Origin of the sequence: Sciscionella sediminilitoris (assembly GCF_000737195.2) — a bacterium.
Lineage (GTDB): Bacteria > Actinomycetota > Actinomycetes > Mycobacteriales > Pseudonocardiaceae > Sciscionella > Sciscionella sediminilitoris.
On sequence record NZ_JALM01000055.1, the window covers coordinates 44,003 to 56,755 of the forward strand.

12 protein-coding genes and 1 pseudogene are annotated in these 12,753 nt (G+C 68.7%); 7 read left to right on the plus strand and 6 right to left on the minus strand.

The genetic code is table 11. From position 1 onward, the window contains the following. Positions 1 to 85 precede the first annotated feature (85 nt). Positions 86 to 1,588 (plus strand): carboxylesterase/lipase family protein, encoded by a 1,503-nt coding sequence (locus AD72_RS21835; RefSeq protein ID WP_051898871.1) that lies wholly within the window; start codon positions 86 to 88, stop codon positions 1,586 to 1,588. A 52-nt stretch (positions 1,589 to 1,640) separates the two neighbouring features. Next, positions 1,641 to 2,117: a DUF3995 domain-containing protein gene (locus AD72_RS21840; RefSeq protein ID WP_197285040.1), complete on the plus strand. Its 477-nt coding sequence runs from the start codon at positions 1,641 to 1,643 to the stop codon at positions 2,115 to 2,117. Here AD72_RS21840 and AD72_RS21845 read toward each other — a convergent pair. From AD72_RS21845 to AD72_RS21855, 3 genes are all read right to left on the minus strand, one after another. Then, the gene (locus AD72_RS21845) at positions 2,099 to 3,043 is read right to left on the minus strand and encodes a TauD/TfdA dioxygenase family protein (RefSeq protein ID WP_031468413.1); all 945 of its coding nucleotides are present in this window, start codon (positions 3,041 to 3,043) and stop codon (positions 2,099 to 2,101) included. The genes AD72_RS21840 and AD72_RS21845 overlap by 19 nt on opposite strands. Positions 3,044 to 3,127: 84 nt before the next feature. Further along, complete coding sequence (locus tag AD72_RS21850) at positions 3,128 to 4,057, minus strand: dihydrodipicolinate synthase family protein (RefSeq protein WP_031468414.1); 930 nt, start codon at positions 4,055 to 4,057, stop codon at positions 3,128 to 3,130. After that, a complete protein-coding gene (locus AD72_RS21855; protein ID WP_031468415.1) occupies positions 4,054 to 5,496 on the minus strand; it encodes an MFS transporter in 1,443 nt (480 codons plus the stop codon). The genes AD72_RS21850 and AD72_RS21855 overlap by 4 nt, the downstream gene beginning before the upstream one ends. 107 nt (positions 5,497 to 5,603) lie before the next feature. Between AD72_RS21855 and AD72_RS21860 the strand changes: the two genes are divergently transcribed. Then, positions 5,604 to 6,260, plus strand: coding sequence for a FadR/GntR family transcriptional regulator (locus AD72_RS21860; RefSeq protein WP_031468416.1), 657 nt, complete (start codon positions 5,604 to 5,606; stop codon positions 6,258 to 6,260). Between the two features lie 10 nt (positions 6,261 to 6,270). On the opposite strand, the gene AD72_RS21865 is transcribed toward AD72_RS21860, so the two are convergent. Together AD72_RS21865 and AD72_RS21870 are read right to left on the minus strand one after the other, a co-directional pair. Further along, positions 6,271 to 6,951: a FadR/GntR family transcriptional regulator gene (locus tag AD72_RS21865; protein ID WP_031468417.1), complete on the minus strand. Its 681-nt coding sequence runs from the start codon at positions 6,949 to 6,951 to the stop codon at positions 6,271 to 6,273. After that, the gene (locus tag AD72_RS21870; protein WP_031468418.1) at positions 6,948 to 7,700 is read right to left on the minus strand and encodes an SDR family NAD(P)-dependent oxidoreductase; all 753 of its coding nucleotides are present in this window, start codon (positions 7,698 to 7,700) and stop codon (positions 6,948 to 6,950) included. The genes AD72_RS21865 and AD72_RS21870 overlap by 4 nt, the downstream gene beginning before the upstream one ends. Before the next feature lie 104 nt (positions 7,701 to 7,804). On the opposite strand from AD72_RS21870, the gene AD72_RS21875 reads away from it, so the two are divergent. The 4 genes and pseudogenes from AD72_RS21875 (at position 7,805) to AD72_RS37680 (ending at position 12,339) form a co-directional block, all read left to right on the plus strand. Further along, positions 7,805 to 9,721: a glycoside hydrolase family 30 protein gene (locus AD72_RS21875; RefSeq protein ID WP_051898872.1), complete on the plus strand. Its 1,917-nt coding sequence runs from the start codon at positions 7,805 to 7,807 to the stop codon at positions 9,719 to 9,721. Then, entirely contained in the window at positions 9,718 to 11,049 is a 1,332-nt protein-coding gene (locus AD72_RS21880; RefSeq protein ID WP_037346870.1) for a sugar porter family MFS transporter, read from the plus strand. Before AD72_RS21875 ends, AD72_RS21880 begins: the two co-directional genes overlap by 4 nt. A 311-nt stretch (positions 11,050 to 11,360) precedes the next feature. Further along, positions 11,361 to 11,933 (plus strand): annotated as a pseudogene (locus AD72_RS37675) (DUF222 domain-containing protein); the annotation flags it as partial. A gap of 43 nt (positions 11,934 to 11,976) precedes the next feature. Beyond that, positions 11,977 to 12,339, plus strand: coding sequence for an HNH endonuclease signature motif containing protein (locus AD72_RS37680; RefSeq protein WP_231644924.1), 363 nt, complete (start codon positions 11,977 to 11,979; stop codon positions 12,337 to 12,339). On the opposite strand, the gene AD72_RS21890 is transcribed toward AD72_RS37680, so the two are convergent. Then, the coding region (locus AD72_RS21890; protein ID WP_304437799.1) for a GNAT family N-acetyltransferase at positions 12,228 to 12,753 on the minus strand (526 nt) is incomplete at its 5' end. The genes AD72_RS37680 and AD72_RS21890 overlap by 112 nt on opposite strands.

Sequence of the window (12,753 nt, forward strand, 5' to 3'; positions counted from 1 at the left end):
CATCCTCTCCACGGTCGTCTTGACACACAGGGCCGAGCGACATCAGTATGCTACACATCAGCGAAACGTTGCAATGGAGCTACGGATGAGTTCAATGGTGCACGACTCGGTGCTGCGGGTCCGAAACGGGATCATTCGTGGCACGGCCGAGTCCGGCGTCCACGCGTTTCGCGGGATCCCTTACGCGGCACCGCCGTTCGGCACGAACCGGATGCGGCCGCCGCGGCAGGTCCCCGCCTGGGAGGGTGAGCGGGACGCGCGGGAGTACGGGCCGACGGCGCCGAAGGGGGACTATCCGCCGCAGTTCGCCCCGCTGTTCCCGGAAGTGACGGTCGCGGGAGAGGACTGCCTGAACCTGAACGTGTGGACCCCGGACCCCGGAGCGAACGGGCTGCCAGTACTCGTGTGGCTGCACGGCGGATCGTTCACGAACGGGTCCTCCTCGGTCGGTGAGTACGAGGGCAGCGCATTCGCCAGGGACGGCGTGGTGTGCGTGACCGTCAACTACCGGCTCGGCGCCGAGGGATTCCTGTTCCTCGGCGATGACACCGCCAATCTCGGCCTGCTCGATCAACTGGCGGCACTGCGCTGGGTGCAGGACAACATCGCGGTATTCGGGGGTGATCCGGCGCGCGTCACTCTCGCGGGCGAGTCGGCCGGAGCGATGAGCGTGGCAACGCTGCTGTCCATGCCGCAGGCCGAGGGCCTGTTCACGCGGGCCATCGCGCAGAGCGGGGCCACCGCGCACACGCTCACCGGAACGGAGGCCCGCACCGTGGGCGGTTACCTCGCCGATGCGCTCGGTGTCGCACCGGACCGGGAGGCGATCAAAGCCGTCCCGACAGCCGAGCTCGTGCGGGCCGCATCCGGGCTCGTGGCCGAGGCCCAGACGGCTCCCGACCCCGCCAGATGGGGCCGGATCGCGCTGAACCTGCTCCCGTTCGCGCCCGCGCTCGACGGCTCGGTACTGCGCACCATGCCGATCGAGGCGATCACGGCGGGCCAGGGCGCCGAGGTTCCGCTGCTGATCGGGTCGAACCGGGACGAGGCACGGCTTTTCCTGGTGCCGTCCAAGGCCATCACCGCCATCGACGAGCAGGCATTGGAGACGATGGCGGGTGCCTACGGCCTCACCGGGGACGAACTGGCCGTCTACCGGTCCGGGCGCCCCGGGGACAGCGCGGGCGACATTCTGGCCGCCGTGATCACCGACTGGTACTACCGCATACCGGCGATCCGGGTGAGCGAGGCACGGATCGCCGCGGGGGCGGCCGAGACCTGGATGTACCGCTTCGACCGTCCCGAGCCGGTGACCAATCACGGACTCGGCGCTTGCCACGGTGCCGAAATCCCCTTCGTGTTCGACACCATCGCCCGTCCCGAGCTGCGCCCGCGACTCGGCGAGGCGCCATCGCAGGCCGTCGCGGACCGGACCCACCGGGCCTGGGTCGAGTTCGTCACGCACGGGGATCCGGGCTGGGCACCCTATGACACCGCCAGCCGCACCACCGGTCTGCTCACCGAGGAACTTGTCCCCGTCGAGGACCCGGCGGCCGCGGAAAGGGCGCTGTGGGAAGGCATCCGCTGACCCGGCTGGTGTGCGGCGGAACCCGTCGGGTGATCCCCGCGTTGACCGCACTGTGACTGGCGAAACGGAGTACGCTGCCAGGCCGCGCTGGGGATATCCGGCCGCCCTGTGGTGCCTGCTTTTCGCGGCACTGCACCTGTTCTGGGCGCTGGGCGGCGCACTCGGTCTCGCTTCCTCAGCGGGTGCCGAACTCGCGAGCAGGCGCCCGGCCTGGTTCGTGCTCGGCGGCTTGTGGGGTGTGGCCGCGGTGTTGCTGATCGGAGCCTGGTTCTGCGCCGGTATGGTCCGGTGGCGGCTGTCGGGCATTCCCCAGCGCTTCGTGGCGGTACTGGGCTGGCTCGGTGGCGCCGTCTTGCTGGCACGTGGTGTTCTGGTGGAACTACTGCTGGCGACCGACGCCGCCGGGCTCTCCACCGAGGTGGGCGCCGAGCAGACCCGGTGGAGTCTGGTCCTGTGGAATCCGTGGTTCATGCTCGGCGGTGTCCTGGTCCTGCTCGCGGCCCACGGACTTCACCGCGGCCGGGGCTGATCGGGAATGCTCGCGTAGTGCGAGGCGTCGCCCTGCAGCACCGAACTGCGCCGTCCGGCCACGCTCACCGGGACATCCCCGGCAAGCGTGATCCGGTGCAGCCGCCGCGGCTGATCGTCGTAGTCGGCGATCGCGTAGTGCTGGGTGGCGCGGTTGTCCCAGATCGCGACATCCCCGCGCTGCCACTGCCACCGCGTGGTGTTCTCCAGCTGGGTCACCCTGCGCTGCAACAGCTCGAACAGTTCGGCGGATTCGGTACTCGTGAGCCCGGTGAACCGGCGCAGGAAATGCCCGAGCAGCAGGGCGCGCTCGCCGGTCTCCGGGTGCACCCGGACGGCGGGATGCTCGGTCTCGTACACCTGCGCGACGAATTCCTCACGATGCGCGCGTTCCTTCACATCCACGCCGCCGCCGTGCCCGATGGCGGCCGCGTAGTCGTAGACATTGCTGTGCACCGCCCACAGTTCGTCCACCAGCGCCCGCAACGGCCCGGGCAGATTCTCGTACGCGGCAACGGTGTTGGCCCAGGTGGTGCTGCCGCCGTAGGACGGGAGCTCGATCGCGCGCAGGATACTGATCGCGGGCACCCGGTCCACGAAGGTCACATCGGTGTGCCAGCTGTTCGCTTTCGAATAGTCCGCGTCGATCGGGAGAATATTGGCGTTCTCGGCATTGCGCACGGTCGGATGCGCCAGTGTCGGCGTACCGAGCAGCCGGGCGAAGGCCAGCTGCCCGTGCTCGTCGAGATGCCCTTGCTCGCGGAAGAAGATCACCTTGTGCCGCAACAGGGCCGCCCGGATCTCGGCGACCGTCTCCGCGTCCAGATCACCCCCGAGCCGTACCCCGTCGATGCGCGCGCCGATCCGCGCACCGAGCTGGACCACTTCCGCTCCCGTGCTGTTCCGCACTCCCGCTCGAATCGTCATGCGCGAAGGATGCGCCCACGCCAGGGCAGTGGACACCCGTTCCTTCATCGTGGCCGTCCTTGACGCGGACTCCGAACGGCTCGGTCACCGATCGAGCAGGCCCGCCCGCTGCAGATGCGCGCGCACGAAAGCACGTTCGGTCTCGTTGAGCGGAATCTGCGGGGGCGCCGTGGTCGGATGGGCGAGGATGCCGCGCAGTTCGAGCGCCGCCTTGAAGGCACCGAGCGCCGAGGAACCGCGCCCCATCCGCTCGGCCGCGCCCGCGTTGACGATGTCGAACAGCCGCACGAGGCGTTCCTGTTCCCGGGCCGCCTCGGCGTACCGCCCGGCAACGGCGTGTTCGTAGAGCCGCACATAACCGTGCGGATCCACGTTGCCGAGCCCGGGAACCAGTCCGGCCGCGCCGATGCCCAGCGCGTAGTCGGCGGTCAGTTCGGAACCGGTGAACACCGCGAACTCGGTGAGTTCCCTTGCCCGCAGTTCGAGCAGCAGCCCGCGCAGCGCCCCGTCCTCGCCGCTGGAATCCTTGAGCCCGGCGAGCACCCCGTCCGCGGCGAGCCGGGTCACCAGGCCCGCGGACAGCTTGCTGTGCACCGAAACGGGCAGATCATAGGCATAGACGGGCAATCCGGCCCGCTCGGCGATAGTGCGGAAATGCCGCTCGATCTCGTGCTCGTCGGTACGCGCGTAGAACGGGGCGGTGGCCACGATCGCGTCGGCGCCCGCCTCGCGTGCGGCGCGGGCGTGTTCGAGCACCCGCAGCGGGCTCATATCGATGGCCCCCGCCAGCACCGGAACTCGCCCGGCCACCTGGGCGACGACCAGATCGAGCACCTCGCGCCGATGCTCGTCGGGCAGATAAGCCACCTCGCTGGTGGAGCCGAGCACGAACAGCCCGTGCACCCCGGCATCGAGCAGATGCGTGACGAGGGCGGCAAGGGATTCCTTGTCCACCAGCCATTCCGGGGTCAGCGGGGTGCACACGGGCGGGATGACACCGTGCAGACGGGTCACAGTGGAGCTCCTTCTCGTTGGGGTTTCCGATAGTTCCGGCCATCCAGTGCGTCCGCCGACCAGGCCGCTGCCGGGCGGAGCAGGCGCTGCAGCCGGTTCGGCGCGTCGATCCCGATGAGCACCAGCACGATCAGGGTCAGCCCGAAGGACAGCACCGCGAGCGCGGTACCGAGGGAGAGCTGACCGCCGAGGCTCGCGCCCAGTGCCGGGGCGACCGCGCCGCCGAGCGCTCCCACGTTGTAGGTGAACCCGAGGCCTGCGGCGCGCTGACCGGTCTCGAAGTAGCCGCCGATCCATTTCGGCAGCAGCCCGGAAATGCCCTGGCCGAACACCTGCTGCACGAACAGCAGGGCGCCGAGCAACAGCAGGCTGTGCCCACCGACCGCGAACACCGGGAAGATCACCAGCTGGGAGAGCAACAGACTGCCCGCATAGGCCCGGCGGGTGCCGAACCGGTCCCCGATGAACCCGGCCACCCAGCAGCCGACCGCAGCCCCGAACCCGGCGAAGAAAACCACGTTCGCCGTCTCGGCAGGGCTGTAGCCCAGATCGGTCTTGAGGTAGGTGGGCAACAGCGACTGGATCGGCCAGGAGTAGAGGAAGGCGGCGAACACGATCACCATCACCGCGATCGTCGCGGGCCAGCGCGGTCCGGAGAACTGCACCAGATAAGCGAGGAACACCACCGCGGTCAGCACGCCGAGCACCGCGATGAGCGGAACACTGGACACCGCCTGGGTGAAGATGAGCACCAGGCACACCAGCGCGAGCACCGCGCCGAGCAGATTGAGCGGCGCGCGCTTCCCGGTGAACAGCACCCCGATCATGGTCGGCGTGCTGGCCCCGCGCGACCAGTCCGGTGACTCGGGAAGGCTGCGGCGCAACCAGATCGCGAGCGCGATCGGGGCGAGCCCGATGAAGAACAGCGCGCGCCAGCCGAACGCGGGCACCACGAGCGCGTAGACCTGGGCGGCGATGATCGTGCCGAAGGAATAGCCGGAGATCAGGAACCCGCTCGCCTTGTTGCGCAACCGCTGCGGCCAGGACTCGATCACATAGGTCGAACTGGCCCCGTACTCCCCGGCCATACCGAGCCCGATCACCAGCCGCGCGGCGAACAGCACCCCGTAGCTCGGCGCGAGCCCGCAGGCCAGGGTGCCGAGCGAGAACAGCACGATGCTGACCACCATCGCGGTCCGCCTGCCGAACCGGTCGCCGAGCGCACCGAGGGCCATCCCGCCGATCCAGCGGGAGATGAACGCGGCCGAGACCAGGCTCGCCGCCTCCACCGTGGTCAGCCCGAAACTGTGGCTGACCTCGGTCAGCACCAGGGTGATCAGCACGAAGTCGAAACCGTCGAGCAGATAGCCGAGCCAGGCGGCGACGAACGCCTTCCACTGCCCGCGGTCGATCTGGCGGTACCACCCTCGTTCGCGCACGGCACCTCCACGCCTCGCTGCGGTTCACTTCCGGAGATGTTGGACGTTGGACGTCCTATGTTCTGGGTACGATAGGTCCGGCCGCGCACTTTGTAAAGGAGCCGTTCTTGACCGCACTCGACCCGCTGCCGCGCCGCATCCTCGGTCTCATCCAGGAGCGTGGCCTGCGCACCGGTGATCCGATGCCGACCGAGCTCGAACTGATCGACCAGCTCGCGGTGTCCCGCAACACGGTCCGCGAGGCGATCCGGTCACTGCGCGCGCTCGGCATCGTGGAGATCCGGCACGGGCACGGCACCTTCGTTGGCGAGGCCTCGCTGCACACCCTCTCCCCCTCGCTGACCTTCCGCGCGCTGGCCGGGGACATCGAGGGACTGCGCAATCTGGTCGAGGTGCGCGCCCTGATCGAGATCGGCACCATCCGCAGGCTGGCGGGCGAACTCGAGGCGGCCACCCTGGACCGGCTCGACGAGCTGTGCACCCGGATGGAGCAGGTGGAACTGCACGCCGAGGCGGACCGGGAATTCCACCACACGCTCTACGCCGGGTTGGACAATCCGCTGATCGGCCAGCTGGTGGACCTGTTCTGGACCGCCTATCTGGACGCGCGCGCCGGGATGCGGGTCCCGGAGTCGAACGCGACCGACTGCGTCGCGGACAACCACCGCGCCATCCTCGCCGCGTTGCGCACCGGGGATCCCGAGGCGGCGAGCCAGGCGATGGCCGCGCACTTCGCCGATCTGCAGGACCGGCTCACGGCCTAGAGTTCCCGGCTCAGAACCCCCGAAGATCCGCCTCCGCCTGTTCGAGCAGCGCCTCGACCGCGCGCACCGCGTCCTCGGGAGCCTTGGCGCGCACCGCGTCCAGGATCGCGCGGTGCGCGGGCTCGGGATCGGCCCAGTGCTCCCGCGCGTGCACGATCCGGTCCCGGACCCCGAGCCCGGCCACGATCACCACATCCATTCTGGAGAGCAGTTCGTTGTGCGCGGCATCGAGCAGGGCGCGGTGGAATTCCAGATCCGCGGCGATCATCGCGTCCGCGTCCGTGTGCGCGGCGACCATGGCCGCCATCGCGGATTCGAGCGCGGCCAGGTCCTCCTCGGTGCGCCGCACGGCAGCGAGCCGGGCGCCAGCGGGTTCCACGATGGCGCGCACCTCGGCGAGATTGCCAAGGAAATCCCGGTCCGGGCGGGCACCGCCGTGCCAGCGCAGCAGGTCGGCATCGAGCAGGTGCCACTGCGCGCGCGGGCGGACCACGGTGCCCCGTTTCTGCCGTGATTCCACCATTCCCTTGGCCCCGAGCACCTTCAGCGCCTCACGCACCACGGTCTTGCTCACCCCGAGTTCGCGCTCCAGGTCCTCGGCGAACAGTGTCGAACCCGGCGGGTGATCCCCGCGCACGATCCCGGTACCGATCGCCTCGACGATCTGGCCGTGCAGTCCGCGCGCGGTCACGCGGACTCCTTGGCCACACTCCACCCGCCGTCCACGACGAGTTCGGTTCCGGTGATGAACGAGGCCTCGGGCGCGGCGAGGAACGCGACCGCCGCCGCGACCTCCTCGGCCCGCCCCAACCGGCCCGCCGGGGTGGCCGCGACGGTGCTCGCCCGGCCGTGCTCATCCACCCGGTCCCAGGCCCCGGTCAGCACCGGACCGGGGAGCACGGTGTTCACCCGGATCCGCGGCGCGTACTCCACGGCAAGCTGACGGGCCAGTGAACACAGCGCCCCCTTGCTCGCCGCGTAGGCGGGATGCGCGGGCAGTCCGGTGTGCGCGTGCACCGAGGAGGTGAACACGATCGCCCCGGAGTTCTCCCAGAGCAGCCCGTGACAGGCACGCACCCCGTGGTACGCGCCGCCGAGGTTGACCGCGATCTGGCGTTCCCACTCCTGCGGGCTCATCTCCTGTGCGGGCCGCCGGATCACGGTGAACGCGTTGCAGTGCAACACATCCAGGCGTCCGTATTCGGTACGCAGCTGTTCGGCGAGCGCGGACCAGTCGCCCTCATCGGCCACATCCGCGCGCCGGTGCCCGACCCGGTACCCCTCGGCGCGCAACTGCGCGGCGAGCTCGGATCCGTCGGCGATATCGGCGAGCAGCACCGCGGCCCCTTCCTCGGCGAGCCTGCGCACCGTGGCCGCGCCGATCCCGGACGCGCCCCCGGTGACCAGGGCGACCCTGCCGGTGAACCGCTCGCTTCCCATCGCGCCTCCTTACCGAGAATTCGACATTAATTATGCATAAATCTTGACGGAGCACACACCGAGGCCGCAAGATCCTTGCCGGCTCCCGATTCCCGGAGGTGCACATGCGCACAGCGGCCGCCTTCTGTCTCGCGGTACTCCTCACCCTCACCATGACCGGAGCGAGTCCCGCCGCACAGACCAGGATCAGCGTGGACGGATCTGCCGCGGGCAGAACCTTCGACGGGCTCGGCGCACTCTCCGCCGGTGCTTCCTCGCGACTGCTGATCGACTACCCCGAACCACAGCGCTCCCAGATCCTCGACTATCTGTTCAAACCCGGCTACGGGGCGAACATCCAGCTGCTCAAGATCGAGATCGGCGGGGACACCAACTCCACCGACGGCAGCGAACCGAGCCACGAACGCGCGCCCGGTGCGGTGGACTGCGGGCGCGGCTACGAATGGTGGCTCGCCGAGCAGGCGGTCAAGCGCAATCCCGGCATCAAGCTGGGCGCGCTCACCTGGGGCACCCCCGGCTGGGTCGGCAAGGGCAAGCAGACGGTGTGGACGAACGAGTTCATCGACTACCAGCTCTCCTGGATGCGCTGCGCGAAACAGCACCACCTGAACATCGACTATCTGGGCGGCTGGAACGAGAAGGGCAACGATCCCGGCTGGTACACCCGGTTCCGCGCAGCGCTGGACGAGCACGGCTATCGCAGGGTGAAACTCGTCGCCGACGACAGCTTCAACTGGGATGTGCTCAAGGACATGGGCAAGGACAAGGCATTCGCGCGCGCCGTGGACGTCGTCGGCCAGCACTATCCCTGCGGTTATCTCACCGAGCACACCGACTGCACCAGCCCGAAGGAGGCCAAGACCGCGGGCAAACCGCTATGGGCGAGCGAACAGGGATCCCAGCGCTACGACCTCGGTGCCACCGCACTCGCCCGGTCGATCAACCGCGGCTACACCGATGGACGGATGACCGGGAACATCAACTGGGCACTGGAATGGTCGGCCTACAAGGGACTGCCGTTCGACGGCGATGGGCTGCTCGAGGCGAACGAGCCGTGGTCCGGGCACTACGCGCTCGGCGCCAGCGTCTGGGTGCTCGCGCAGACCACCCAGTTCACCGCGCCCGGCTGGCGTTATCTGGACAGCGGGAGCACCCGCATCCCGGGCGGCAGCGTGGTCAGCCTGCGCGAGCCGAAGGGAGCGGACTGGAGCAGTATCGCCGAGACGCTGAACGCCAAGACCCCGCAGCGGCTGGCTTTCCAGGTCTCCAACGGGCTCAGCGACGCCCCGGTGCACGTGCGTGCGACGAAACCGGACTCGGACGATCCGCGCGACTGGTTCACCGATGCGGGCACGATCAGCCCGCAGAACGGGAAGTTCGCCTTCACCGCAGAGCCCGGCATGGTGTACTCGTTCTCCACGAAGGGCGGGCAAGGCAAGGGATCCGCGAGCGCACCGGCCGCGCATCCCTGGCAGCTGCCGTATTCCGAGGACTTCGAGCACGGCCCGACTCCGCGTTATCTCTCCGATCTCGGTGGAAGCTTCGCCAACGCGCCGTGCACCGGCCGGTCCGGGCACTGCCTGCGCCAGGAAGTGGACCGGCAGCCGGTGCAGTGGAACAAACTGCACAACGCCCCGAAAACGGTGATCGGCGATCCGGACTGGACCGACTACACCGTGGGCGTGGACGCGCGGCTGGCCGCCAAGGGCACCGTGGATCTCGGCGCCCGCGTGGTGAACGGAACCAGTGGCTACCACCTGCTGCTCAACAGTGACGGCGGCTGGCAGCTGGTGAAACGCACCGCCGACGGCACCCAGAAGTCGTTGAAGGAAGACAGGATCGGCTCCGGGAACGGCTGGCATCGCCTGGAACTGCGCCCCCGCGGGGCACGGGTCACCGCAACCGTGGACGGTAAGCAGCTGGCCACGGTCGCCGATCCGGACTACACGATCGGGCAGGTCTCGCTCGGCGTGGACGGCTGGCAGCACGCGGAGTTCGACAATCTCCGGGTGACTCGATGAACCGCTTCGTGCTGGCCGTTTCCGCGATCTCTGCGCTCGGCGGGATGCTGTTCGGCTACGACATCGGGGTGATCTCCGGAGCGCTGCTGTTCCTGGCGCACGATTTCGGGCTCGGCCCGTTCCTGCAGGGCGTGGTGACCAGCGCGCTGCTGGTGGGTGCCGCGGTCGGCGCGCTGGCCGGTGGCCGGCTCGCCGATCGGTTCGGCAGGCGCGCGGTGCTCATCACCGCCGCCGGGGTGTTCGTGCTCGGTGCGCTCGGTTCGGCGTTCGCCCCGGAAACCTGGACCCTGGTGATCGCGCGGTTCGTGCTCGGCCTCGCGGTCGGCTCGGCCTCGCTGGTGGTTCCGCTCTACATCGCCGAGATGACCCCGGCGGCCAACCGGGGCGCGCTCGTCTCGCTCAACCAGCTGATGATCACCATCGGCATCCTGGTGTCCTATCTGATCAATTCCGCGCTCGCCCCGGCGCAGGCCTGGCGCTGGATGCTCGGACTGGCAGCGATCCCGGCGATCGCGCTCGGCATCGGCATGCTGCTGCTCCCGGACACCCCGCGCTGGTTCCTGAGCAAGAACCGCCCGACAGACGCGGAATCCGTGCTGCGCAAGGGAAGGGCACCGGCCGAGGTGGGGCCCGAGCTGGCCGAGATCGGCCGGGTGCTGGAGACCGAGCGCGGCGCCGTGCGGGGACTGTCCGCGCTGCGCGGGCCGCGGGTACGTCCGCTGCTGATCGTCGGCGTCGGGCTCGCGATCATCCAGCAGATCACCGGGATCAACACGATCATCTACTTCGCGCCGTCCATCCTGCGCGCCACCGGATTCGGCACCTCCGGGGCGATCCTATCCACGGTCGGGGTGGGTGTGGTCAACGTCCTGCTCACCGTGGTCGCCATCGGCCTGATCGACCGCATCGGGCGCAGGCCGCTCGCGCTCATCGGGCTCGCCGGGATGGCCCTGTCCGCCGCCCTGCTCGGCGCGGTCTACCTGTTGCCGAGCCTGACCGGATTCGGTGGCTACGCCGCCTTCGTGTGCATCGCCGCCTACGTGGCCTGCTACGCCGTCAGCCTCGGTCCCGTGGTGTGGCTGATGATCTCCGAGATCTATCCGCTGCGGATCCGCGGCTCCGCGATGAGCGTTTCCACCATCGCGCTGTGGCTGACCAATGTGCTCGTGGCGCTCACTTTTCTTTCGCTGTTCTCCGCGATCGGGGCCAGCGCCACCTTCTGGATCTACGCCGGTATCTGCCTCGCCTCCTGGCTGTTCACCTACCGGCTCGTCCCGGAGACCAAACAGCGCACCCTGGAACAGATCGAGGCGGAGCTGGCTTCGTGACCGGTTATAGCTTGCTGACGCGTTGTCGACGCGAGTGATGGGTGGTTGGCCGTCGATGGCGGCGTGGTTAGTGAAGAACGAGGCGGCGCGGCGGGGCTCGGGGCTGTTTCGGCCGTGGACACGCCAGCCGCCTCCATCGCGGAGCCGGCCGACTGGCATTACGGTGGACCACGGGGATCTCCGGAAACCAGGTACGAACCTCAACCACTCACACCTCACCCGGGAAGCTTCCCCGCTATCAAGCCGCCACACCGTCGACAACGCAGTCTGCGCGACAATTCCTCGGTCGAATCCGGTACAACAACCCCATCGTGGGTCTCGCCGAAACACGTCGGATCGCCGAACGAGCGCGGGCCTTGTTCGGCGCGCTCGGCATCAGTGGTGAACCACTCTCGCCGGATCTGCCGAATACCGCGGAAACCTATTTGCGCGGGGAAATCGGTAGCGAGCACGTGGACCGGATACGTAAATTCGCCGCCGAACTGCCCGCGGATGTGTTGACCGCTGAATCCTGGCCGATCGCGGAGAACTGCCTGGCGCAGATCGCCGCTGAGACCGGGCCGCGTGGGTTGAGCCGCCCGATCCGGGGGCTGCATGCGCGGCTCGATCCGGATGGGCAAGCGCCGAACGAGCATGCGCCCACGCGACCGCGCCGGGAAATCCGGCTACAGCAACGCACCGGCGACTGGCTCATCGAAGGCCACCTGGACCAGGAAACCGGGCTGAAGCTGCGCGGTGTTCTCGACGCACTCGGCAAGAACCGCAGCCCGGAAACCGTTGACGGCGCCACGGTGTTTCGACGGCCGAGTGAACGGGATGCCGAAACGTTCGCCGAGATCGTCCAGCTCGCGGCGAATCCGGAGAGTTTTCCCGAAAACGGCGGCGAACCGTTCACCATCATGGTCACCATGACCGAACAGGAGCTGCGTGACGGCATCGGCACCGCCACCACCCACACTGCGCCGCCGACTCATCGCCCGAGACAAGGGATGCGCACACCCCGACTGCGACAAACCACCAGCCCTCACCCAGGCCCACCACATTCGGCACCACGCCAACGGCGGACTCACCACCGAGGAGAACATGGTGCTGCTCTGCGCCTACCACCACACCCTGATCCACAACACCGCGTGGGAAGTCCGCATCCGCACGGGGCGGCCCGAATTCGGTCCGCCGGACTATCGCGCAACGGTCTCCGCGGGCCGCCAGACAAGGCGAACATCCGGCTCGCCCTCCTCATTGCGGGATCCATCGGTGCGCTGCACGGCGAGAAAACCGTGCCGTTCGTAAAACCGCCGCGCCGGTTGGTTGACCTCGAAGGTCCACAGACCCAGTCCCTGGGGCCGCAAACGCTTGGCCAACGCGATGAACCGGTCTCCCACGCCCCGGCCACGCCAGGACGGCTCCAGGTACAGCTGCTCCAGTTCCGCGTCCTCCAGCACCAGCAACCCGATCACGGCTTCCCCGGAACCAGAGTCCCCGTCCACGGCGACCCATGCCTCGCATTCGGGCACCACCACCGCCGAGAACCAGTCCCGCACCTCGTCATCGTCATGCGCGCGCCGCACGGTCGGCAGGGCGGCGGCGAAGGCACGCAACCACACCTCGGCCATACCGCGCGCATCGGCGGCTTCGGCGCGCCGGAACACGAGAGCGGCAGCATCAAGAACGGCGTTCATCGGGAAAACCCTAAAGGTTGTCCCG

What these genes read in the sequence shown, in the direction of transcription:
- AD72_RS21835 (WP_051898871.1), top strand. Translation starts at nt 86, where the DNA reads ATGAGTTCAATGGTGCACGACTCGGTGCTGCGGGTCCGAAACGGGATC.
- AD72_RS21845 (WP_031468413.1), bottom strand. Translation starts at nt 3,043, where the DNA reads ATGACGATTCGAGCGGGAGTGCGGAACAGCACGGGAGCGGAAGTGGTC.
- AD72_RS21870 (WP_031468418.1), bottom strand. Translation starts at nt 7,700, where the DNA reads ATGGGAAGCGAGCGGTTCACCGGCAGGGTCGCCCTGGTCACCGGGGGC.
- AD72_RS21875 (WP_051898872.1), top strand. Translation starts at nt 7,805, where the DNA reads ATGCGCACAGCGGCCGCCTTCTGTCTCGCGGTACTCCTCACCCTCACC.
- AD72_RS21880 (WP_037346870.1), top strand. Translation starts at nt 9,718, where the DNA reads ATGAACCGCTTCGTGCTGGCCGTTTCCGCGATCTCTGCGCTCGGCGGG.